Consider the following 21,757-nt stretch of genomic DNA (forward strand, 5'->3'; position numbering starts at 1 on the left):
CCGCGCGCCGCTCTTCGTAGATCTTCTGGGCGACGAGGGCATGATAGCCATTCAGCTCCGGCATCTCCTCGTCTTCAAAGACATTCCTGCGCAGTTCGCGATAGATCGTGGAGGGCGCACGACCCAGCCGATCCGCGATTTCCGGAACCGGCATCTTTGCTTCGCGCCACTTCGCGAGCTTCCGGCGTTCCTCGAAAGTCAGGTGGGGGTAGCAGCGGCCCATTCACATCCTCCATGCATGCTTCTAATTTCATACAGACTTTGCACTTCGTTTGTGAATCCACCCGGCTACATCCGCGAATCGTGTAATGCGAGTTATGTTAAGTAAAATCCGTCTGGGAAAATGCTTTCTGAGAGTGCCTTGAAAGCACGCCCTCGAACCGCTCCGCGGCACTCCAAAGACCTGTCGTTCTGGGAAGTCGGACAGCTTCGATGTCCCTGCCGGGTCCTGTGTCGCGTGCCTCCGGTGGCACGCTACTCCCATCCCATCTGCTGAAAAGCGGTCTGCGCGTTGCGGCCGGCCAAGGCCTCGAATTGCTCAAGGTAGGCGAACGCCGACTGATCCCTCAAGTAGTCGTAGGTATCGGCGCGCGCCCGTGTCATCGTCGTCACATGACCGTGGCCCGACACGATATGCGCGGCGCCTGTCGCCTCCACCGCCTCGAAGGCTGCAGGGCAATGTGTAATCGAACTCTGGTCGCCCAGACCGACGATCCGCTCAACGTAGACGATGTCGCCGGTGAAGACGGTATCGCGGTCCGGTACCCAGACGAACCTGTCGCCGGGTGTGTGTGCTGGAGCCGGGCTGCCACCAGATTTCTCACGCCGGCCAGGTTCCCAACGCGCCGTAGCGCTCGAACGGGCTGATCAGGAGATCGTCGACGGTATCCAGCGTCGGCGCCTCCTCGATCTCTTGTCGCGATACCTCGACGTGGATCCGTTGTTCGTGCCAATCGGCAGCTTCAATCCACCGGGTCGTGATTGCGACGCGGCGACCGGGGAGCCAGTGGCCGGTCTCCACGACAACATGCTGCAATGTCCAGTCTTCGGGATCGATGAGGAAACCGCAGACTGAGCCGACATCACCATCCTTTTCGGCGATCTTGTAACCTATAACCTCGACCATGCTGCGAAGCTTCATATCTTGGTAATCTTCTGCTTCAGTGGTATCGTTTTCATCGCGCGTCTCGGCCATTAGCTCCTGTGCACGACTTGGCGTGTAGAACAGCTCGGTCGCGACCAGGTACGGCGCCCAGAATCCGGTGTCCGGCAACATGTGGGTGGCATGTCGTTGTGCGTTGGCCGGCTGATGTGCTTCGCCTGGTTCCGCCGTTCTCAACTCCTGGGCACTTAGATTGATGGGAAGCTCCATACGCTCAGTGTCAGGTGTGCCGAGTCGTGCGGCGCCAACGAGCGTCTCGCGCCCGGTGAGAAAGAAGCCGGTGTGCGCGACAAGATAACGAAGGCGCCATTCGTGATCGTCGAAGTAGAAATCGTTGATGCTGCCGGTTTGCTTGTCGGTGGCGTGGATTCCGTAGGATCTCAGATCATGGAATGACATCAGCATGACGAACCTCCTTTTGCGGTCCTACCCCATAGTACCAGACGAGTGAGGTCTTTGCTTGAATGGAATGTCCGCTGAGGAAGAAGCCCCGCTCTGTTTCCGATGCGCTTCGTTTGCGACGTCTAGCTGAACGGCGTCGGATCTCTCGAAACCAGTCGACACGGCGACGAGTTCAGGCGTTGCGGCATCAGTTGTTCAGCGACACTGCTCTTGGGGTTGCGCCGCATCGCAGGTGGTTGATGGTGACGATTGGAATGGGGCCGCTCGAAGGCGGCGTGATCAAGTTTCGATGTCGCTGTTCGGTGTCGCTGTCTTCTCTTTGTCGGGCATTGCGGTGTCGCGCAGGGGGCACCATCGATGTCGCGCTGCAATCATTCGCGCTTCTCGAAGGCGATACGCGAACGCTGAAGGTGTCGGCGCATCTCTTCGACCGCGCCCTCGACATCGTTATCTTCGATGTGATCGACGATCTTGGCGTGTTCTGCCAGCGTCACGTCCTCGCTGCCCGACCGATGCAGGAGGCTTACGTGGTACTCAAAGAGCCAGCCCAGCATCGCATCGGAGACCGACAGGATGATCGGGTTGTTCGCGAGAGATGCGAGCTTGCGGTGATAAGCCATGTCAGTCGCGATGAACGCCGGGGCATTCCCCAACTGACCGCGCTGAGTCCTGATCAGCCGACGCAACTCGGCAATGTCTTCGGGCGTCGCGTTCTCGGCGGCGACGCGGACCATGCCCAGTTCGAACATCTGTCGCGCGTGTTTCAGATGGTCGAGGTTGGCGGGAGCGGAGTCCAAGACCAGCCTCGCCAGCTCGTCGGATTTCGACAGCACGCTCGCGGCGTTCAGTTCGTTCACCTTGGCCCTTTCACCATGGCTGATGGTGATAAGTCCGCTGTTGTGCAGAGATTGCAGCGCCTCGCGCACGGCAGGCCGCCCTACCCCGAAGCGTTCCATCAGCGCACGCTCCGAGGGCATGAATTCGCCGGGTGTGAGTTCATGTTTTCGGATCATATCATGCAAGCGTTCGAGCACCTGCTCGGAGAGCTTACGGCGGACGATCTTGCTGTCCTTGGCGTGCGTTTCACTTTCCATGACGTGGGCCTTCAAGCGAGTCTGTCAACGTGGTAATTAATCCTTTCCGTCCGGGCGCTCAATTTCTACGCCGTCTGAAAACTGCCAGCCGTAGGGCGGCAGACCGCCGTTGGGGGATGGCGTGAGGTTGGCAGCAAGGCGGCCCTTGTCGGTCGTCAGCGACGCCATGCCCTCGGCGACAGCGGCGTCGCGTACAGTTTCGCCTGCAAGATCTGAGAGCGCGCGCAGCACCCCGGCAATGGGCAACGGGCCGTCGTCTCCAAAGAGTCCGCGTGGACCGTACAGTGCGGCAGGCGTCCAGACGGCGATGTCGAAGGGGACGAGCGCCGTCGCGAGCCCAAGAGCAAAGGCGGCACCAAATGCCCCTCGATGACGCGGGTCGTCGTCGGTCATGCAGACCCGGCCGCAATCTGGGTTGGGAATGGTGCGGGAGCCGTAGGGGTTTTGCCGCATTGCGATGGTGGCGGGCCCGATGCGGTAGTCGCACCCGCCGATGATTGCGCGCGCCGAGCGGGCAATATGCGGGATGGTTTCGAGGGTTTCCATGACGTGGCCGTCGTCGGCGGCATGGACGATCGGGCACAGCGCATGGCTCACGAAATCGAGCTGCCGGACCGGCGGACGCTTGCGGTTGAGCTCGGTGAAGAGGCTCGCCATCCCGCCGCCTCTCGGCAGGTCGGGAAAGGCGCGGGCCGCCGCGGCGTGGATCTCTTCGAGCGGCGGGCAGTCCGGCCACGCGGAGCCCGGCGGCGTCGACTGGCGGTCGACCGAGGGGCAGACGAAGACCGACGCGGGCACGAACCCGCTGTCGCGGACGGCAGCAGCGTGCGCGTCGAGTTCCTCTCCGGGGGGCTGACAGCCATCGAAGCGGCAGATGAGTTCGAGGTCGAAGAGGATGCCGGGCAACACTGCCTGCGCTTCGGTGAAAGCGGCGATCTGCGGTTCCACCGGCCCTTCCGCCGCATCGACATGACACAGGAGCCGGTGCGGGCGCACGACATCGAGATCTGCGGGGCGCTGCGCCAACCGCTGCGCATCGTCGGCCGTCAGCACCAGCGCGGTCTCCGGAATGCGAGCGGATTGCCTCTCGCTGGCGGGGGGCGCCGTGGGGGTCGCCGGCGCGGGCTGCCAGGTGACGTCACAGGATTGCGCCAGCGCAGCACCGTCGGCGATGACGTATGGCCAGGGGAGTGCGAGGGGGCGGTTGTAGATTTTGTAGGACGCATCCCCCCATTGGCGCTGGTCTTCCATTTCAAAGGTGTCGCCGGTGAAGGCGCAGCGCACTCGCATCCCGCTTGCCTCGTGTTCGAGCGCAGAGATATCCATGAAGGGCTGCCAGGGCTCGATGAGATCTGGGAAACGGCTGTAGTCAGTGCGTCCGTCGGAATGGATGACCCGGGCGGGGCAGCCGGCCACGCCCTTGATCGGGTGCAGCACGGTAAAGCCCGTTCGGTTGGTCTCGAAATCACCGTACGCCCTGCCCTCGGCCTCGACCGACAGTCGACCGTCGGCGATACGGATCTGCAGCATGACATCGAGCTGAGCAGTTCCGGTGTCGAAGCGCATCGGTAGCCCCAGTCGCAGTGCGCCGTCGTCCTCGTGTTGCTCGAGCGCTCCGAGTTCGGGCGCGATGGTACCCCAGTCGCGGTCACGCGCGAGAAAGGCGACCGACCGTATGATTTCGGTGCTGCCCACGCAGACGTGGCGCAGCGCACCTTCCTGCAGGGTCATCGTCACCTCGCCGTAGCGCAGCTCGGTGGAGGGGGCCGGCGGTACCGCGGTGCCGTAGAGTGCGACGGGATCGGTCATAGCTCGGCCAGTGCCACGGTGCGACCCTCGGCGGCCGAAAGATAGGCCGCCTCGACCAGAGCGAAGGTTTTGAGGTTGTCGTCGCCCGAGGTTTCGGGCGCACGTCCCTCACTCAGGCTATCGACGAAATGCTGCTGGATAAGCGCCACGCTCTCCTGGATGTTATGCCAGGGCGGCTCGGCCCAAGGAAGAACCGGCGGCGCCACGTCGCGGATATCTTCCCCGCCGCCTGATTGGATCGTAAGCCGGTAACCCGCGTCGAGCCGCAGTGTGCCATCGGTGCCGTCGATCTCGAGAAGCGTTTCGGGGAAGGTCTCGGGGCTGCGCCGCGTTGCGTAAGAACAGTCTACTACGCTGGTGACGCCGTTCTCGTGGGCCAGCAGTATGGTGGCGACATCCTCCCCCCGGATTTCGGGGTTGATCCGCTTGGTGGTGGCGCTGATGCGCGCCACGTCCCCAATTAGCGCGCGCGAGATGTCGAGGATGTGGATGCCCAGGTCCTCGATGATGAAGCGTTTGCCTTCGGCAAGGTATGGCTGACCCGCGAACACATCGTAGCCCGAGCGGAAACTCACCCGACCAAAAAACGGCGTGCCGATGGCATTGTTTCGCAACTCCTCGATGGCGGCGCGCACTGCTGACTGCCAGCGGAAGTTCTCGTGCACCATGAAGGTTTTGCCGGTGGCCTCGACCGCAGCGATCATCTCCCGCGCGTCATCCATGTTCTCGGCAAAGGGCTTTTGGCAGATGACGTGCAAGCCGTCGCCGCCCCCTGCCCGCGCGGCCATCTCTACCAGCGGCCGGTGCGAAGGCACGGTCGTGGCAATGTCAACGAAATCGAAACCGCCCTCGTCGAACATTCGGCCCGCATCCGTGTAGCGGCGGGATATGCCGAAGGCGTCACCCGCCTCGGCCAGGCGGGTCTCGTCGCGGTCGCAGATAGCTACGATCTCGACCCCCTCGATGCCCTTCCAAGCGTGAAGCTGGTTGCGGGCGAAGAAACCGCAGCCGATAAGTGCGCCCTTGATGCGGCTCATGCTGCCTCCTTCATTTTCCGACCGCGGCCTGCGCCTGTAGAGCGACCTTGGCCTGGACCTTCTGTTGCGCTTGGTCGATGACCACGGCGGCGATGATGACCATCCCCTTGATGACGGTCTGCCAGAAAGCCGAGACCCCCATCATCACCAGACCGTCCGACAGCACGCCGATCACGAAGGCGCCGACGATTGTGCCGCCGATCTTTCCGCGTCCGCCCGACATCGAGGTGCCGCCGAGGACCGCCGCGGCGATGGCGTTGAGTTCGAAGGTGTCGCCCGTTGCCGGGTGCGCGGCCACCAGCTGCGATGAAATGATGATACCGACGAGAGCCGCGCAGAAGCCCGAGAACATGTAGACGAAATACTTGACCCGGGTCACTTTCACACCCGACAGGCCTGCAGCGCGCTCGTTGCCGCCGACGGCGTAGATGAAGCGGCCCAGAGGCGTGCGCTTGGCGATATACGCGGCCAGGAGGCCCACGGCGATCAGCATCCAGATCGAGATGGGGATACCTAGAAAATCGCCTGAACCGATCAGCCGGTAGCTCTGCGAGCCGTATTCGGCGTTGCCTGTGAGGTTCGGGAAGGTTTCGCCCTCGCTCGACAGCATCGCGGCGCCTCGAGCGATGTAGAGTGTGCCGAGGGTCGCGATGAATGGCGCCACGTTGAGCTTCGTTATCAGGAAGCCGTTGAGCGCGCCGATAGATATGCCAACAAGGCTGACGATCAGGCAGATCTCCAAGGTGTTGAACTGGACCGACCAGCCGAGCCCGATGTCGATACCGTTGAGCAGCAGGTAGCCTGCGACCATCCCGCAGAGCCCGACGATGGAACCCACGGAAAGGTCGATGCCCCCAGAGACGATGACGAAGGTCATGCCGATGGCAAGAAAGGCGTTCAGCGCGACGTGCTTCGACATGATCACCATATTCGCCGTCGACAGGAAGTTCGGCGCAAAGATCGAGAAGAAGACGAAGACGAGGATCAGAGCGATGAACGTCCGGGCTTTGAGTAGAAGCAGAAGCGTGTGGTTGGACCCTGCCTGCGTCGCGGCGGGGGATACGGTGCTGTCGGTCATTATGCGGTCTCCCTTTCCGCGCGGTCGGGCGCATGGCCCACGGCGGACGCGGTCACGAGCTTGGTCTCGGTGACCTCCTCCTTGCTGAATTCTCCGGTGATCCGACCGTTCGACATGACGATGATGCGGTCTGAGAGGCTCAACACCTCCTCGAGATCCGAGGTCACGAAGACGATGCCCAGGCCCTCGGCGGCGAGCTGTCGCATGACCCGGAAGACCTCAGCCTTGGCGCCGATGTCGATTCCTCGCGAGGGCTCATCCATGAGCAACACCCGCGGACCGGTCATTAGTGCCTTCGAGATAACGACCTTTTGCTGGTTGCCCCCCGACAAGGCCGAGACCGGGTTCTCGGGCGAGGCGATCTTGATCACCATGCGTTTGACGAAGTCGGCCACGCGCGAGCGCTCGCCCTCAAGGTCCATGTGGATGCCATGGGTGAAGGCTCCGACCGACGACAGGGTCATGTTCTCGCGGATCGACAGGATCTGCACGAGCCCGTCGTGCTTGCGGTCCTCTGGAATGAGCGCGAGACCCTTCGCGATGCGGTCAGCGACGCGAGGCTTCCCCATCTTTTCCCCATGCACCCAGACATCTCCGGTGACGTGGTGGTGGCGGCCGATGATCGCCTCGAGAAGCTCTGTGCGGCCAGCCCCCATCAGGCCGTAGATCCCGAGGATCTCGCCCTGACGCAGCGACAGAGAGACGCCGTCGACCGCGAAGCCGCCGCTACTATCGGCCAATCGCATGTCCTCGATCCGAAGAGCTTCCTCGCCGAAGGGGTGATCGATCTCCTTGGCGAAATCCTTGGAGCTCTCGCCGATCATATTGCGGACGATCCATGGGATGTCGACGCCCTCCATCGACTGTGCCCCGGTGATAACGCCGTCGCGGAGGACAGTGATGTGATCGCCGACACGGATCAGTTCCTCGAGCCGGTGCGAGATGTAAACGATGCCCACGCCCTCGGCCTTCAGTTCTTCGATCACGCGGAACAGGATCTCGACCTCGGCATTCGACAGCGCTGAGGTCGGTTCGTCGAGGATCAGAATGCGGGCGTCGCGCGACAGACTCTTGGCGATCTCGACGATCTGTTGTTGCCCGACCTTGAGGTCACCCACGAGCGTATCAGGGTCGATGTCGTGCTCGAGCCGCCGCATCAGCGCCCTTGTTTCAGCGCGCTGCGCCTCGGCGTCTATGTCAATGCCAAGGCGGGTCTTCTCGTGAGCCATAAATATGTTTTCGGAGACTGTGAGATTGGGAAAAAGGTTCAGCTCCTGGAAGACGATACCGATGCCGTGGTGCTCTGCGTCGTCAGTCGAGTGGAAGTTCACCTCGTGGCCGTCCATCTCGACACGGCCTGAGGTGAGCTGCTCTACCCCGGCGATGACCTTCATCATGGTCGACTTGCCGGCGCCATTCTCACCCACCAGCACGTTGACCGCGCCCATGCGCAGGTCGAAATCGACCTCCTTGAGCGCCACGGTGCCGGGATAGACCTTGGTGCCCTCACGAATGCTGAGGCCGACAGGATGCGCGGAACCGCTCATGGCGCACCGCCCATCGACAACTCGGTCGGTACGATCTCGGGGGTGTCTCCCGCTGCGCGCAGGGTGAAGACGCCGGTGAAACTCACCTCTTCGCCCACCACCTCGCCTTCGGGCTTTTCGAGCCCGGCGCTGGCGCGTTCGTTCATCGCGCGGGCGAGCTTCGCAAACTCGATCTGGTCGCGGAAATCGGTGAAGACGATGAACGGCATAGCATCGCGCAGTGCCGTGCCGCGGATCACGGGGCCGAGCTGCAGCGTCACGTCGGCACTGCCGTCGCCGTCCATGTCGACCTGCATCTTGGCTGCGCGGCTGTCGAGCTTCGCCTCGGTCACGATGCCGCTGCCGGTCATGACGAAATTCCATGGGTTGGCCTCGCCCTCCGGCCGAAGGCCGTAGGCCGCCCCGGCTGCGTCGAGCCCGTCGCCGAGCCGTGCCTGGAAGTCGTCATAGGCGACCGTGTTCTCCGAGATGACGGGTAGAACCTCGCTTTGCCAACGGTCCTCGACGTAGGCCGCCATGCGGGCTTCATCGGTCTGTGCCGCCGAGGTTTCGGACTGGGATTCGGGATCGGGGTTCGGCACGATCTTGCAGGCCGCGACGGGCAGCATGAGACAGGCGAGCGCCCCCGAGAGTATCGCTTGGCGCATGGTATATCCGGCGTTTTTGGGGGGAATGGAGCGGCCCGGCGCGGCGCCGGGCCGTTGCGTCGGCCGTCAGCCCGACAGCGAGAAGGTCTCGAGGTCGCCCGCATTCTCGGGCGTGATCAGTACGCAGTCCATGAGCTGCTTCTCGGGTTGACCGGTCGAGCCGGTCTCGAGATATTTGTCGGCTTGTTCGACGGCGAGCTGCGCCTGTCGGTATGCGGGCTGCAAGACGGTCGCCTTGATCCCACCGTTGAGGATGGAATCGCGCACGTCGTTCGAACCGTCGAAACCTACCACGATCACGTCGGTGCGGTCCGCAGCCTCTAGCGCAGCCCAGGCGCCCATTGCCATCGTATCGTTTCCGCAGATCACGCCCTTGATGCCGGGATTGGCCTGCAGGATGGTCTCCATCTTCTCGTAGCCTTCGGTCTGCGACCAGTTGGCGGACTGCTCAGCGACCATCTCGAGATCTGGGAATTGGTCGATGATGTCATGGTAACCCGCGGAGCGGATGCCGGCGTTGGTGTCGGCTTCGCGGCCCAAGAGCTCGACGTAGGGGCCCTCCTCTCCCATAAGCGAGACGAACTCCTCCGCTCCGAGCTGTGCGCCCTGGTAGTTGTTCGAGACGATCTGGCTCACCGCGATGCCGCTTTCCTTGATCTCGCGGTCGATGAGGAACGATGGTATGCCCGCTTCCTTCGCGCGCTGGACGGGCGCCACCGTGGCATCAGCCCCGGCGTTGTCGAGAATGATCGCCGCGGCCCCGCGTGCGATGGCGGTGTCGAACATCTCGGACTGTTTGTTGGGGTCGTCGTCGTGCACCAGCACGATGGTGTCGTAACCCAGCTCCTGCGCCCGTTTTTCGGCGCCGACGGCTTCGGCTTTGAAGAAGGGGTTGTCGTGGCTCGGCGTGATGATCGCGATGAGCCCCTTTTCCTGCGCACGGGCGGCGCGAATGGTGGGCAGCACGGCGGTGACGGCCAGGCTGGATACGAATATGCGGCGGGTAATGCTCATGTAACTCTCCTCCACTGATCAGACCGACCCCGACCGGAGCCTGTTCCTCCCTGATCAACGTCAGCGTGTGGTACGACCTGATGATTGTCAACAGGTATGATGAGTATCACTGTTTGGGCTGACTTAGGCGAGCCCATGTCCGACGACATGATCGGTGTCACCGGCGCCGTCAGCGCAGAGGTGCTGGCTGGAAAGACTGCCTCCAACCAGTCGACCGTGATAGTCACCGTCATTTCTGGTGTGACCGACTCGATATGCAGGCACAGCGCGCGGCAGGTCCGGCTTTCCCACAAACATCCCCGGCCTCCACGGATGCGCCGCCGCTGTCCGGTTCCTCAGGCATCGTTTTGCTGAACTCGAGCACACTTCTTCCCTCCGCGTCCTTCACGATTATGATCGCCCTCGAGATCGGCTTGTTGCGATCTCACTTTGGCACATCGCTGCCGTCGGCTGGCGATCACATCATCACAGCTACGGGTCGGGCCGACCAACCTTTTCACCGCACGGTTGGGCGCCCGCTACTTTCGAGGGGCCGCCGAAGGTGCCTTGGCTGCCATCCTGGGCCGCGCCAGCCAGGGGCCGATCCGCACCGCAAGAAGCGCGAAGCCGACTGTCCACAGACCGGCGGAGAGGTCTATCCCGTCGAACCGCCCCAAGACCATCCCGGAACCGGCCACGCGCGCCGCAGTTGCGGCGACGACAAGCACGAAAGCCGCGGTCAGCGTGGGGCCGGCCACCAGTGGGCGACCGGTATGCCCCATGGTCGCGCGCATCATGACTGCCACGGTCATGCCGCCGACAGCGCCGATACCCAGCACGTGCGCGCCACTCGCAGGCGCTACGAGGCCAAGCGCCGCAAGGGCAATGGCGGCGAATCCGAGCGGCGCCATCAGATAGGCAAGATGCAGCATCAGCAGAAGCGGCGAGCGCCATGTCGCCAAACCGCGCCAGCGGGCGAGACGAACGAGGTGCGCCAGGGCCGCCACCGCACCGAATGCCGCGCAGACCGTGCCGTATGGGGTTACGACCCAGGCGACCAGGGCTGCCGCACCTGCAACCAGGCACAATTCATCGAAGCGGTTGAATGCCGCAGGCAGCCGGTCTGCGCCCCTCTGCACCAGCCAGTTGCGCGTGAAGCTGGGCACGATCCGCCCACCGATCAGGAGGATCAGGAAGATCAACAATGCGATCCCCAGCCGGCGGCCGAGATCGGCGCTGCCCTGCACCATCGCCTCGACATGGAACAGCACGTTGCCAAGCCAGAGCAGCGTCACCGGCGCCAGCACCTTGAGATTGCGCCAGTTCCGGCCGGCCACGATCTCGCGCGCGATCATCGCGGCGACAGCCAGCAGGAACAGTTGATCGACGAATGCCACCGCGACCGGGCCCAGCCCGGTACCTCCCGATACAGCCAGTCGGCCCGCCAACCACACCGCCAGCAGCAGCACCAGCGGCCAGCCGCGTGTCGGCAGCCGTCCGGTCCAGTTCGGCACGGCGGTGAACAGGAACCCGGCAACCACTGCGGCACCAAAGCCGTACACCATCTCGTGAATGTGCCAGTCGACGGGAAGGAAGTGGCTGGCGAGCCCGATCTTTCCGCGCCAAACCAGCCACCACGCGGCGATCGCAACAAGCGCGAACAGGCCCGCCGAGAGGAAGAATGGTCGGAACCCGTAGGAGAACAGTGCCGGGCCTTGGTAACTATTTCGCGTGGGCATTGGGATGCCTCCTGTCCGGAAGACAATCGGGCGGTGCCCATGGCACCGCCCGCATCGGTCGAATGTCATAGGGACGGGCGATCACTCGACCTGTGCGATCAGGTCCGCCATGCGGCCCCTTGCCTTCCCTCTCTGTTTCACATCGGCCGCGGCATCGAGGTTCGCCGCGTCGCCCACCTGAATCAGAGCCACCATGCCCATGGCGTAGTGAGGCGTGCACTTCACGCCATAGACACCCTCCTCGTCGACGGTCAGTTCGAACGGCTCGTTGAAGGCTGTCTTGAAGGCTTCCACGCCCTCGGGCAGCATTCCGTCTATGCTTTCGACATTGTGGCCCTTGTCGGTCGGCACGAACTGGATCACGTCGCCGGGTTCGGCCTTCACGTAGGCGGGTTCGAACACCATCACGCCCGCCTCGCCCTTGTTGAGCATCTTGACCTCATGCACCGCTCCGTCTGTGGCAAACGCGGCACCGGCGGCAAGGGTGATAGCGGCAGACATCATCATCGTCTTGAACATCGGAACTTCCTTTCTCCGTTTCCGGTTGTTTCGCTTGCTCCCGGTTTGCAGTAATCCGTCGATCGGAACGTTGCTCTTGCTCAAACTCGCGGACCGAAACTTGCCGAAGCTCGACGAAAGCCTTCTGACCGGCCTGCCGCCATTCTCGCGCCTTGAGAGGCCTCAGATCCGCGAAATTCTCGACCAGGCCAGTTCGCGCCGCTACGATGAGGGCACGGCCGTCTTTCGGGAGGGCCACGATGCCGACCGTTTCTTCCTGCTGCTCGACGGCTACCTGCGCGTGATCCGTACCACGCCGGACGGCGATCAGATTATCGTCCTCCACATCTCGCCCGGCCAGCTCTTCGGCATCGCTCCGGCCCTTCAGCGCGACACCTACCCGGCCACGGCGATGACCGCCGCGGAATCCATCGCCCTGTCATGGCCGGCGCGCCTGTGGTCCGATTTCACAGCGAGCTACGACGGCTTCGCAACCGAGAGCTACAAGACCCTTGGTCAGCGACTGGGTCAGATCCAGCAGACACTGACCGAGATGGCGACCCAGGCGGTGGAAAAGCGTGTCGCCGCCGCCTTGCTGCGCATGGTGAACCAAAGCGGGCGGAAAACGGACACCGGGATCGAGATCGCGTTTCCGGTGACGCGCCAGAATATCTCGGACATGACCGGCACGACCCTGCACACCGTCAGCCGGCTGCTTTCATCGTGGGAAAAGCAGGGCATCGTGGAATCCACGCGCAAGCGCATCGCGGTCACCGATCCGCACCAGTTGGTGCTCATCAGCAACGGCAACGGCTGACAGCTGCCTGCCTGCGCCTACGCGCGCTTCTGCCGTTCGGAACGCAGTCCGCCGGCGATCTCGCTGCGGAAGCTGTCTTCGTCCAGGTCGTACTCGCGACAGGAATCGACGACCGTGTGAAACGGCGCAATCGGACATCCGGGGCAGAGCATTCGACGATCCAGGAAGGGCAGCGCCGCCTCGGGCCACGCGGCGAAGAGATCTGCCAGCGGCAGGTCGGGATCGTTGGGGTCGGGGCGGCGACGGCGCATGGGCATGTCCTTTCCCCGATATCTTGCGGCCGCCTTTCGTCCGCTTCTTTGCGCTTCCACAACAAGCGGCCATGACAGGCCCAGCAGACGTATCGCATCCGCAATAAATCGCAGGCTTCAAGCCTGCTTCAGGGGGGTGGCCACGATTCCCACGCCGATCTTCCGGAGCAAGGGAAGCTGCCGGTCCGACAGGACGACCGCCGCAGTCGAGGCCGCATCAGCCATCGCGGCGCTTTCGTGCAAGGCCGTCACCGGCTTGGCCCGCAAGGTCCCTCGCCTTCCGGCGGGGTCGAAGATATGTCCGACGCCCGCGTCGGGATCGATCATTGTGGCGCCGAGTTCCGAGGTCGCCACGGCCCTGTCCGTCAGCCGCAGCATCCGACCACCGGGCAGCCTTACGGGCCAGCCGCTGCCGGCACCTTGGCCGACTACGCGAACCTCTCCGGCATTCACCGCGACGTTCCGCAGCCCCGCGCGGGTCAGCAGCTCTGCCAGACGGTCGGTTGCAAAGCCCTGCGCGATCCCGTTGAGCGTCATGGCGATGCCGTCGCGCCGGAACCGCACCGCGTCGGACGCGACCGACACCTTGTCGAAGCCGATCCGGCGCCGCACCTCCTTCACACGGTCAGGGTCGGAGCGCCCCCCGTTCGCAGCCTCCGCGTACAAGGTAAACAGCGGTTGCACCGTCGGGTCGAATGCACCTTCGGACACTGAATAGACTGTTCGTGCAACCGAGAGCAGGTGCAGGAAATCCGGCGCGGGATCGGGCAGGACACCGTCCCGGTTCAGCCGTGTCAGCGCGCTGTCGGGACGGTAAAGTGAAAACAAGCGTTCGATCCGCTCGAGCTCTGCTGCGACGGAGGAAAAAACGGGCGCTGCGTCTTCTTGCGAGACACCGGCAAGCGCCAGTTCGGCATGGGCCCCCAGCGCGTGTCCCCGCCATCTAGCAACGGGCGCAGCAGCCGACAGCCGCGATGCGGCACAGGCGGCCGCCGTGATCGTGAGAAAACGCCGCCGCGTGATCCTGCTCAATTTGAAGCCTCCTCGTTCATGGCGTGTCCGAGCATTTCGGACATGTCCGGACGAACATAAGTCTCGGGCACCTCGCCCCAGCCAACGACCCTCCCGCCGTGCTGCGCTACGAAGGCCAGCGCGGCCGCGCGGTCGCCGAAGGGTATGGCCTCGGGCACGCCCATACCACCCGGCCGGGCGCTTTCAATCACAAGGCTTGCCGCCTCCGCCGCCAGCCAGTTCGTGGTGCCCGGAAGCGCCCAGGTTTCGGCGCGTGCCATGTCCGAGACGAAGATGCCCATGATTTCGGCATCTCGCTCGGGATCGTGCAGGTAAGCGACCGCGTCGGAGACCTGGCTGAACCAGAGCGGCGTTGCCTGTCCCTTGAGATGGACCTGTGCCTTTGGACCAGGGTGATCGGCCACGAACATCTGGCAGTAATGGCCAAGTGCCTCGTCGGTCATGGCGACGGGCAGGATGGCGGCGGTTTCTTCCTTGCAGCCAGCGAGGGCGACAGAGGCGAGGAGGACGAAGACAAGCGGTTTCATGGAACGATCCTTCTCGTGCGGATGACGCCAAGCGTTAGGCAGGTGGCCAGCCACAGGCCGTGGCCGGCCAGCGCGGCAACGGGCGGGAACGGTAACGTCCGCGCCAGCCCGTCGATGCCCGCGATGGGAGCGGTCTCGATCAGGGTGAGGTTGTAGAGACGGAAGGCGTCGGCGGGGTTGGCGATCACGAGCCACGGAAAGACATGCGTGGCGAAGGTGCTTTCGCCGGATGCCATCAGCGCTCCCAGCAGTGCCACATCGTAGAGTACGACCAGCAGCAGCCAGGTCCCCACGGTTGCGGCTGCCGCCCGAGCCGTCCGCCCGGTGAGCGCGGACAACATCAACCCGACGCCGACAAAAACCGCCCCCAGCGCCGCGGCCGTGGCCATGAGGCGGAGCCATGCCGCGATGCCCTCGACCCCGGTGCCCAGTGACAGACCCGCCGTCAGCCCCGCCACGCCAAAGGCCAGCACGATCGCCAGCCCGACGGCCGTGGCTTGTGCCAGGAACTTGCCGAGGAACACTTCCCAGCGGCGGGCGGGCGTGGCGAACGTCAGCGCAAGAGTGCCGCGTTCGATCTCGCCTGCGAGCGAGTCGTAGGACATCAGGAGCGCGATCAATGGGATCAGGTAAACGGAAAGCGTCGCCAGGCTGGCGGAGGTGATCGTCAGCACGTCGGCTTTCAACGCTGCTCCCTGCCCCGCGCCGAATAGCGCCAATGCGAGCGCGAAGAGCCCGAGGATGCCGGTCGCCAGGACGACCCAGAGATTTCGCCGGACTTGCCGGAATTCCTGGCCGAAAATGGTGCCGATCCGGGTGGTCATGTCCGGTCCTCCGTCTCGTCGTGGCGTGAAAAGTGGCGATAGATGTCGTTCAGTCCCGGTGCCGCGACATCGATGTCGCTAAGCGCCTGATGGTGTTCGCCCAGCCGGGCCAGTACCGACAGCTTGGCATCTGGCGCGCAGTCGATCTCAAGCCGGCAGCCGTTAGCGCGACGTCCCCCGAGTGCCGCTTGCAGATCGTCCGCCGCGCCGGGTTTTGTGGTGACGTAGATGCGCGTCGGCAGTGCCGCGCCTGCCGCAAGCTGGGTCAGGGTGCCTTCGGCCCGCAGCCGTCCTTGCGACAGGATCGCGACGCGGTCGGTCCGGTCTTGCACCTCATCGAGACTGTGTGAGGACAGGAACACCGCCGAGCCCCGCGCGGCGGCTTCAGCGATAATCGCATAGAATTCCTGCCGCGAGACGGGATCGAGCCCGCTTGTCGGCTCGTCCAGAAGCAACAGACGCGGCGCGCCTATCAGCGCCTGCGCGAGGCCCAGCCGCTGCCGCATCCCCTTGGACCAGGTGCCCACGGAACGTTCCGCCGCGTCCGCAAGACCGACACGAGTCAGCAGATCGGACACCGCCGCGCGCGGTGCACCGCGCAGGCCGGAGAAGTAGTCCAGCACCTCGCGTCCAGTGAGGTTGCGCGGGAACGAGACGACCTCGGGCAGGTAGTTGAGGGCGATGCGGGCCGCGTCGGTTCCCGGCGCATGGCTGGTCACGGCGATCCGCCCCGCTTCGGGCCGCAGAAAGCCCAGAACCGCTTTGAACAGCGTCGACTTGCCCGCGCCGTTATGGCCCAGCAAGGCCAGCCGCTCTCCGGGTTGGACGGAAAGAGACACGTTGTCCAGCGCCCTGAGCCGCCCGAATGACAGGCAGAGGTTGCGGATGTCGAGAATAGGATCGGTCATGAGGGATCTCCCTGTGGCAGGCCCGCGTCCCCGGGAGAGGCCAGCGGATGGCTGTCGATGACGCCGCCGGGCAGCAGCCCCGGAAAGCGCGACTGCGACCAGCGGATCAGTTGCATCGCGGGCGCCCCCATCAGCAGACGCGCCGCGGGCTGCGACCAGACAAGCCGGTCGATGCTGTCGTTGGGCCGGTAGGGGCTGTCGGCGATTCCGTCGACGTTCACGTCGAAGGCGGCATGATCGGACCAGTAGTTGCCCCGCCCGACATCGGACCATTCCAGCCAGCGAGTGCCGACGTATTTCACTTGGGTCCGGTTGCCGACGAAGGCGTTGCCCGCGAGGACGTTGCTCTCGCTGCCGGCAGTGAAATGCACGCCGATGCCGCAGCCTTCGAAGCGGTTCGCCTCGAGCCGGTTATGGTTGGAATTGTAGACGAAGAGGCATTTCTCTCCTCCGTCGCGCACCTCGTTGTGGCGCAGTTCCGCCTTGTTGGCGAAGTTCATGAAGAACCCGTGATTGGCGTCGCCCTGCGACAGGTTCCTCTCGACCATCAGCCGGGTGGAATACATGAAGGCAAATCCCATGTGGTTGCCGCGGCTGACATTGCCCGTGACCTCGATGCGGTTGGCATACATGGAATGGAAGGCGAAGCGCAGCTCGCTGAAGCGGTTGCGCCGGTAGACCGCGTCGTTCGAGGTGGTGATGAACACACCGTCGCGGCCCTTGACGATAGTATTGTCCTCGACCTTCAGGCCGGGGGCATTCCAGACATAGATGCCGGGTCCGCGCTCGGCAACGCGCAGGTCGTTGCGGCCTTCGATCCGGTTGCCTCGGATTGTGACGTCCTTGGCACCGTGTACGTCGATGCCGATTAGATTGCCGTCCAGCGTGACGCTCTCGACCACCGCCCGGTCGGCGCCCTTCAGCAAGCGAATACCGCTATCGAGATCGCTCAGCCGCGCGCCGGCGCCCGAAATGGTGATACCCGAGATCGTCACGTCCGACGCGGTGACAGTAATCACGGTTCCCTTGCCCGGGCCTTCGATCCGGGCGTGAGGCCCCGTGAGTAACAGTGGCTTCTCGATCAGAACCGGCCCGGCATAGGTGCCTTCCCCGAGCACCAGATCGTCGCCGGGCCGGGCGGTCGCGATGGCCTGCGCCAGCGCCCCCTGCCCAGGCTGCACCTCGATACGCTCCGCCAGCGATGCGAGCGGAAAAATCGTTAACAGAAACAACCAGAAAAGGAAGCGCATGGACAGTCCCCCCTTACGCGACCGGCTTGACCAGCATCCGGCCGCGCATCTCCATGTGGAGCGCGTGGCAGAACCATTGGCAGTAGTACCAGTGCCACCCCCGGACGGTCGGCGGTGAAGGTAACGGAGGCGGTGGCTTGTGGGCCGACCTCGAAGGCGACGCCGTGGTTGCCCAGCGTGAACCCGTGGGTCAGGTCGTCGACTTCATCCATGTTGGTGACATAGATCGTCACCTCGTCACCCTGTGTGACTTCGAACTGGTCGAGGCTGAAGGCCGGCGCGACCGAGTGCATGTAGACCCGCACCTTGTTGCCGTCGCGGATCACGTCCGCACCCCAGTCGAGATCCACTCCATCCTTCTCGGCCTGGGCCCGGGCATCTTGCCAGAGCGGATCGTTCCGATCGTAGATTGAGGCCGGGTTCACCTTGTCGGCGCGCACGAGGATACAGTCGTGTGGCTCGGCAAAGGTGGGTCCGTCATGCACCAGCGCCATCTGGTCGCCGGAGATGTCGATCACCTGGTCGTTCTCAGGCTTCAGCGGCCCGACATTCAAGAAGCGGTCCTTCGAGAACTTGTTGAGCGAGATCAGGAACTGCCCATCCGCTTCCAGCGTCTCGCCCATCGTGGTGTGGTTGTGGCCAGGCTGGTAGTGCACGTCGATCTTCTCAATGATCGGGTCCACGTCCTCGCCGTTGAACGCCCGGATGGCATCCTCGATGTTCCATTTCACCATCTGGCTATCGAGGAATAGCGTGGTGAACGCGTTGCCATTTCCGTCATACGCGGTGTGAAGAGGGCCAAGCCCCAGCTGCGGCTCCGCCACCACGGCAGACCGCGGTTCTTCCCCGCCGAACACCTCCGGTAGTTTCGTCACGTCAATCACCGTGACCGTCGGTGACAGCTTGCCGTTGATGCACAGGTGCCGCTTGTCGGGCGCCATGTTGCAACCGTGCGGGCTGTTCGAGACGGGGATGTACTGCGTGTATTTCCCGGAGTTGCGCCCGTCGAAGACCTTCACTCCGTTGTACTCGGCGTAGTCGCCGGCCTCGATCCCCGCCTCGATCGCCTTGATGTCAAAGACGACGACCCAGTCCTGCTCGTTCGCGGTCATGTCCGCCAGCGTGACACCGTTCTCCGAGTTGTAGCAGGTCGAGAAGGCGTAAAGCCCGTCGTAGTCGGCGTCACAGTTGTCGAGGTTACCGTCCACGATCACCTGCCAGGCGATCTCCATTGTGTCTCCGTCGACGGCAGTGAAAATCGAGACGTACTTGTCCGGTTCGTCGAGCACGAGGCCGTCGTTCGGCAGCGGGATGCGGTGCTCGCCGTTGGCAAAGACATAGCCGGTTCGCGGATATTTCTGCGGCCGCAGACCGTGGATGTCCGACGTGTTCGGGATCTCGATGATCTTGTCCGTCTTCATGATGTCGCAGCGAATGCGCGCGACGCGGGTGTTGGCCTTGTCGTTGGCGAAAATGTAGCGCCCGTCATAGGTACCCTCAGTGAAGGACATATGAGGGTGGTGCAGGTCGCCGTTGTCATAAGTGACCTTACCGCGCTTCGCGAGGAACTCCGTCGTTTCGGGCAGCAGCCCTTCAGTCAGGATCTTCAGGCTCTCGTTGGTCTGACCCCAGCCGGTGGCTGAGCAGCGGTTGAACACCGGGATCCGCATCAGCTCGCGCATCGAGGGCACGCCAATGATACGTACTTCTCCTGACTGCCCGGAGGACCAGAAGCCGTAGTAGCTGTCCAGCTGGCCGGGCGCGACCTCAGTCGCCGCCGTCGCAGCCGCGGCCTTGCGCGTTCCGGCAAGCAGGCCCAGGCCACTGGCGCCCGCCACGGTCGCCAGTGCAGCAACGCCCGCCGTTCCCTTGAACAGTCCCCGACGGGAAACTCCCTTGGTATCGTCGCTCATCTTCTTTCCTCCTTCATTTCGCATTGGAAAGCTGGTTGGGGTGGCCGAGGTGAGAGCGTGTGCTCCCCTCGCTATCGGCGGTGTGCGCGGCGAGCGAAGCCGCGGATGCCGCATTCTTGGCACGTCGCCTGTCGGTCTTGATGACGACGGGGCAACGGTCGTGATCTTGGTAGAGCACCTGGCAGTTCAGGCAGGAGATGCACTCGTTCGGATTGATCTCGCCCGTCGGGTGGATCGCCTTGACCGGACAGTCGGTGGCACAGAGCTGACAGGGGTTGCCGCATTCCTTGTACCGCTTCAGCCAGCGGAACATGTGCAGCCGCGCCGGGATCGCCAGGCCACCGCCCAGTGGACAGACGTAGCGGCAATAGAACCGTTCGATGAAGAGCCCCGGCAGCAGGAAGGCGACGGCAATCAGAACGTAGGGTAGCGGCCGCGCGAATTTCAGGATGATCGCGGTCTTGAAGGGCTCCACCTCGGCGAACCGCTCAGCCAGCTCCAGCGAGTAGAGTGAAAGCCCGAAAAGCCCGAGGAAGATGATGTACTTCACCGCCCAGAGCCTCTCGTGCAAGCCCCAGGGTAACGTCACCTGCGGCACGCCGAACCGCCGTGCGATCTTGTTCGACAGCTCCTGCAACGCGCCGAAGGGGCAAAGCCAGCCGCAATAGGCCCCCCGCGCCCAGAACAGCAGCGCCGCGGCCACGGCGAACCAAAGGATGAAGATAAGCGGGTCCATCAGGAACGTGTTCCACTGGAAATCGCTAAACAGGGCGTTGACGACCGCCAGGATGTTCACGACCGAAAGCTGTGCGTTGGCGATCCAGCCGACGAAGACCAGCGTGAAAGCGAGGTAGGCGTTGCGCAGGATCGCGAAGAGCTGCGCGTTCTTCGTCGCGAAATTCTGGAAGAAGATCCCCGACAACAACACCAGCGCGGCGGCAAGAACGATCACCTGTATGCGTTTGGTATCCCAGATCCGCTGCCACAGCGCATCTCGGGCATCCGTTCCGGCGGGTTCGGGCGCGATCTCAGTCACAGGCGCGGGGGCGACGGTGCGGGTATAGGGCCCGGGCAATTCGTAGCCGAGGTCGTATGTCAGGAAGACCTTGTCGATCGGACCGACCGCCCGGCTGACGAGAAACTGCAGCCGAAACGGCTTTGCCGGATCGAAATCGGCCTCCGCCGGGATGATGAACAGGTCCATCTCTGAGAAGTCTGGTGCGTTTTCGGCCGAAACCCGCACGACACGGCTGTGCTCGCGGTCGCGGAAGCGATAGGCCATCTCGCCCTGGATCAGCTGGAACCGGTCGAAGATTCCGCCGCGAACATAGCCGGACCCCTTGAAAGACCAGCGCCCCGCGCCGAACACGGCAAGCGCCTCGTCGCCGGGTTCCAGGCGCGCTTGCAGGTTCTCCCAAGCCGCTTCGCCCAACAGCGAACGGCCGATTGCTGGATGGCTGACCAGTGCAGTCCACACGTCCACATGCGCGTCGGATGCGGGTCCAGGTTCGGCGTTCTTGTCGGTACGCGGGTCTCCCAGCGCGGCGAAATCCGAGTTGATCGTTGCCACGTCCAGCACCAGGCGGCGCAGCGCCCCGTTCCCGGCCAGCGTTTCCCAGCCCACTACGGCGCCGGCCGCGCGGTCGATCTCGCGCCGGGGGCCCGCCTGTTCCGGCGCCGCGAAACCCTCCAGACCCAGGGCCCGCGCCGCCTTGACCCCAGCGCGCAGGATCGAGTCGTCGATCACCATGATCGTCACGGTCACACCCGACACGATCTCCAGATCATCGGCGTCGCGGGGTCCCGACACGCCATGTAGGTCGAAGCCGGTGTAATGGTCGATCACCGCCCGGATCTCGGATTCCGGGATGCCAACCAGCACGATGGGTTCGGAATGCTTCACCAGCTTCGCCCCGGTCAGCATGGCCTCCGGTGAGATCCCGGCGAGGATGTGGATTGGCTTGCCAGAATAGCCCGTGGTCGGCACGAAATCGGAGGTCAGGAAAACCCAGCCGACAGTTTCGCCGTTACTCTGAGCGGGCACGAGCCCATCATCCCGCGGAGGCCCGAAGGCGGTGGCACCGGGAACCAGCTCGGCGGGATTCACGTCGCCGAGATACTCGACGACCAGCGGCTCGGCCCGGGCCGGATCGACTAGGGCCAACATTGCCAAAAAGACCAGAGTTTTTAGAAATATCCGCATCGTCTGGCCCGTCGCTTTCGTCCGAA

The 21,757-nt window shown here is 63.7% G+C and carries 20 protein-coding genes and 1 pseudogene; 2 read left to right on the forward strand and 19 right to left on the reverse strand.

Annotated elements, in window-relative coordinates; genetic code table 11:
- From SALMUC_RS19905 to SALMUC_RS19950, 9 genes are all read right to left on the reverse strand, one after another.
- Positions 1 to 223: helix-turn-helix domain-containing protein (locus tag SALMUC_RS19905; protein WP_020040139.1), on the reverse strand; the 223-nt coding region annotated here is incomplete at its 3' end.
- Positions 224 to 820: 597 nt separating this feature from the next.
- Positions 821 to 1,567 carry a hypothetical protein gene (locus SALMUC_RS19915; protein ID WP_020040137.1) on the reverse strand — a complete coding sequence of 249 codons (747 nt, stop codon included), beginning with the start codon at positions 1,565 to 1,567 and terminating at the stop codon, positions 821 to 823.
- Between the two features lie 368 nt (positions 1,568 to 1,935).
- Positions 1,936 to 2,658: a transcriptional regulator NanR gene (gene nanR / locus SALMUC_RS19920; protein WP_021120693.1), complete on the reverse strand. Its 723-nt coding sequence runs from the start codon at positions 2,656 to 2,658 to the stop codon at positions 1,936 to 1,938.
- 36 nt (positions 2,659 to 2,694) lie between these two features.
- Positions 2,695 to 4,467: a D-apionate lactonase family protein gene (locus SALMUC_RS19925; RefSeq protein ID WP_020040135.1), complete on the reverse strand. Its 1,773-nt coding sequence runs from the start codon at positions 4,465 to 4,467 to the stop codon at positions 2,695 to 2,697.
- Positions 4,464 to 5,504, reverse strand: a complete 1,041-nt coding sequence (locus tag SALMUC_RS19930; protein WP_020040134.1) for a Gfo/Idh/MocA family protein — start codon at positions 5,502 to 5,504, stop codon at positions 4,464 to 4,466. The genes SALMUC_RS19925 and SALMUC_RS19930 overlap by 4 nt, the downstream gene beginning before the upstream one ends.
- A 10-nt stretch (positions 5,505 to 5,514) precedes the next feature.
- Positions 5,515 to 6,582 carry an ABC transporter permease gene (locus SALMUC_RS19935; RefSeq protein WP_021120694.1) on the reverse strand — a complete coding sequence of 356 codons (1,068 nt, stop codon included), beginning with the start codon at positions 6,580 to 6,582 and terminating at the stop codon, positions 5,515 to 5,517.
- On the reverse strand, positions 6,582 to 8,129 hold the full coding sequence (locus SALMUC_RS19940) for a sugar ABC transporter ATP-binding protein (protein ID WP_020040132.1): 1,548 nt from the start codon (positions 8,127 to 8,129) through the stop codon (positions 6,582 to 6,584). The genes SALMUC_RS19935 and SALMUC_RS19940 overlap by 1 nt, the downstream gene beginning before the upstream one ends.
- Positions 8,126 to 8,776: a DUF2291 family protein gene (locus SALMUC_RS19945; RefSeq protein WP_020040131.1), complete on the reverse strand. Its 651-nt coding sequence runs from the start codon at positions 8,774 to 8,776 to the stop codon at positions 8,126 to 8,128. Before SALMUC_RS19945 ends, SALMUC_RS19940 begins: the two co-directional genes overlap by 4 nt.
- Before the next feature lie 66 nt (positions 8,777 to 8,842).
- On the reverse strand, positions 8,843 to 9,790 hold the full coding sequence (locus SALMUC_RS19950) for a D-ribose ABC transporter substrate-binding protein (RefSeq protein ID WP_020040130.1): 948 nt from the start codon (positions 9,788 to 9,790) through the stop codon (positions 8,843 to 8,845).
- A 135-nt stretch (positions 9,791 to 9,925) separates the two neighbouring features.
- On the opposite strand from SALMUC_RS19950, the gene SALMUC_RS30030 reads away from it, so the two are divergent.
- A complete protein-coding gene (locus tag SALMUC_RS30030) occupies positions 9,926 to 10,144 on the forward strand; it encodes a hypothetical protein (RefSeq protein WP_156883576.1) in 219 nt (72 codons plus the stop codon).
- Positions 10,145 to 10,308: 164 nt separating this feature from the next.
- Here SALMUC_RS30030 and SALMUC_RS19955 read toward each other — a convergent pair whose 3' ends face one another.
- Both SALMUC_RS19955 and SALMUC_RS19960 read right to left on the reverse strand, forming a co-directional pair.
- Positions 10,309 to 11,508, reverse strand: coding sequence for an NnrS family protein (locus tag SALMUC_RS19955; protein ID WP_021120695.1), 1,200 nt, complete (start codon positions 11,506 to 11,508; stop codon positions 10,309 to 10,311).
- An 81-nt stretch (positions 11,509 to 11,589) separates the two neighbouring features.
- The gene (locus tag SALMUC_RS19960; RefSeq protein WP_020040128.1) at positions 11,590 to 12,027 is read right to left on the reverse strand and encodes a pseudoazurin; all 438 of its coding nucleotides are present in this window, start codon (positions 12,025 to 12,027) and stop codon (positions 11,590 to 11,592) included.
- Positions 12,028 to 12,127: 100 nt separating this feature from the next.
- On the opposite strand from SALMUC_RS19960, the gene SALMUC_RS19965 reads away from it, so the two are divergent.
- Positions 12,128 to 12,823: a Crp/Fnr family transcriptional regulator gene (locus SALMUC_RS19965; RefSeq protein WP_020040127.1), complete on the forward strand. Its 696-nt coding sequence runs from the start codon at positions 12,128 to 12,130 to the stop codon at positions 12,821 to 12,823.
- 17 nt (positions 12,824 to 12,840) lie between these two features.
- Here the strand turns inward: SALMUC_RS19965 and SALMUC_RS19970 are convergent, their stop codons facing one another.
- From SALMUC_RS19970 to SALMUC_RS20005, 8 genes and pseudogenes are all read right to left on the reverse strand, one after another.
- On the reverse strand, positions 12,841 to 13,074 hold the full coding sequence (locus SALMUC_RS19970) for a DUF1858 domain-containing protein (protein WP_020040126.1): 234 nt from the start codon (positions 13,072 to 13,074) through the stop codon (positions 12,841 to 12,843).
- A 117-nt stretch (positions 13,075 to 13,191) separates the two neighbouring features.
- Complete coding sequence (locus SALMUC_RS19975) at positions 13,192 to 14,106, reverse strand: FAD:protein FMN transferase (protein WP_020040125.1); 915 nt, start codon at positions 14,104 to 14,106, stop codon at positions 13,192 to 13,194.
- Positions 14,103 to 14,633: a nitrous oxide reductase accessory protein NosL gene (locus SALMUC_RS19980; RefSeq protein ID WP_020040124.1), complete on the reverse strand. Its 531-nt coding sequence runs from the start codon at positions 14,631 to 14,633 to the stop codon at positions 14,103 to 14,105. The genes SALMUC_RS19975 and SALMUC_RS19980 overlap by 4 nt, the downstream gene beginning before the upstream one ends.
- On the reverse strand, positions 14,630 to 15,457 hold the full coding sequence (locus SALMUC_RS19985) for an ABC transporter permease (RefSeq protein WP_020040123.1): 828 nt from the start codon (positions 15,455 to 15,457) through the stop codon (positions 14,630 to 14,632). The genes SALMUC_RS19980 and SALMUC_RS19985 overlap by 4 nt, the downstream gene beginning before the upstream one ends.
- Positions 15,454 to 16,365, reverse strand: coding sequence for an ABC transporter ATP-binding protein (locus SALMUC_RS19990; RefSeq protein WP_020040122.1), 912 nt, complete (start codon positions 16,363 to 16,365; stop codon positions 15,454 to 15,456). Before SALMUC_RS19990 ends, SALMUC_RS19985 begins: the two co-directional genes overlap by 4 nt.
- The gene (locus SALMUC_RS19995; RefSeq protein ID WP_020040121.1) at positions 16,362 to 17,615 is read right to left on the reverse strand and encodes a nitrous oxide reductase family maturation protein NosD; all 1,254 of its coding nucleotides are present in this window, start codon (positions 17,613 to 17,615) and stop codon (positions 16,362 to 16,364) included. The genes SALMUC_RS19990 and SALMUC_RS19995 overlap by 4 nt, the downstream gene beginning before the upstream one ends.
- 13 nt (positions 17,616 to 17,628) lie before the next feature.
- A pseudogene (gene nosZ, locus SALMUC_RS20000) lies at positions 17,629 to 19,528 on the reverse strand (TAT-dependent nitrous-oxide reductase).
- A 13-nt stretch (positions 19,529 to 19,541) separates the two neighbouring features.
- Positions 19,542 to 21,695 (reverse strand): 4Fe-4S binding protein, encoded by a 2,154-nt coding sequence (locus SALMUC_RS20005; RefSeq protein WP_020040119.1) that lies wholly within the window; start codon positions 21,693 to 21,695, stop codon positions 19,542 to 19,544.
- Positions 21,696 to 21,757 lie beyond the last annotated feature (62 nt).

The sequence above is a fragment of the Salipiger mucosus DSM 16094 genome (assembly GCF_000442255.1).
Taxonomy (GTDB): domain Bacteria; phylum Pseudomonadota; class Alphaproteobacteria; order Rhodobacterales; family Rhodobacteraceae; genus Salipiger; species Salipiger mucosus.

Coding starts and splice junctions, on each gene's coding strand:
- SALMUC_RS19915 (WP_020040137.1), bottom strand. CDS start 1,567: ATGCTGATGTCATTCCATGATCTGAGATCCTACGGAATCCACGCCACC.
- nanR (WP_021120693.1), bottom strand. CDS start 2,658: ATGGAAAGTGAAACGCACGCCAAGGACAGCAAGATCGTCCGCCGTAAG.
- SALMUC_RS19925 (WP_020040135.1), bottom strand. CDS start 4,467: ATGACCGATCCCGTCGCACTCTACGGCACCGCGGTACCGCCGGCCCCC.
- SALMUC_RS19930 (WP_020040134.1), bottom strand. CDS start 5,504: ATGAGCCGCATCAAGGGCGCACTTATCGGCTGCGGTTTCTTCGCCCGC.
- SALMUC_RS19935 (WP_021120694.1), bottom strand. CDS start 6,582: ATGACCGACAGCACCGTATCCCCCGCCGCGACGCAGGCAGGGTCCAAC.
- SALMUC_RS19940 (WP_020040132.1), bottom strand. CDS start 8,129: ATGAGCGGTTCCGCGCATCCTGTCGGCCTCAGCATTCGTGAGGGCACC.
- SALMUC_RS19945 (WP_020040131.1), bottom strand. CDS start 8,776: ATGCGCCAAGCGATACTCTCGGGGGCGCTCGCCTGTCTCATGCTGCCC.
- SALMUC_RS19950 (WP_020040130.1), bottom strand. CDS start 9,790: ATGAGCATTACCCGCCGCATATTCGTATCCAGCCTGGCCGTCACCGCC.
- SALMUC_RS30030 (WP_156883576.1), top strand. CDS start 9,926: ATGTCCGACGACATGATCGGTGTCACCGGCGCCGTCAGCGCAGAGGTG.
- SALMUC_RS19955 (WP_021120695.1), bottom strand. CDS start 11,508: ATGCCCACGCGAAATAGTTACCAAGGCCCGGCACTGTTCTCCTACGGG.
- SALMUC_RS19960 (WP_020040128.1), bottom strand. CDS start 12,027: ATGTTCAAGACGATGATGATGTCTGCCGCTATCACCCTTGCCGCCGGT.
- SALMUC_RS19970 (WP_020040126.1), bottom strand. CDS start 13,074: ATGCGCCGTCGCCGCCCCGACCCCAACGATCCCGACCTGCCGCTGGCA.
- SALMUC_RS19980 (WP_020040124.1), bottom strand. CDS start 14,633: ATGAAACCGCTTGTCTTCGTCCTCCTCGCCTCTGTCGCCCTCGCTGGC.
- SALMUC_RS19985 (WP_020040123.1), bottom strand. CDS start 15,457: ATGACCACCCGGATCGGCACCATTTTCGGCCAGGAATTCCGGCAAGTC.
- SALMUC_RS19990 (WP_020040122.1), bottom strand. CDS start 16,365: ATGACCGATCCTATTCTCGACATCCGCAACCTCTGCCTGTCATTCGGG.
- SALMUC_RS19995 (WP_020040121.1), bottom strand. CDS start 17,615: ATGCGCTTCCTTTTCTGGTTGTTTCTGTTAACGATTTTTCCGCTCGCA.
- SALMUC_RS20005 (WP_020040119.1), bottom strand. CDS start 21,695: ATGTTGGCCCTAGTCGATCCGGCCCGGGCCGAGCCGCTGGTCGTCGAG.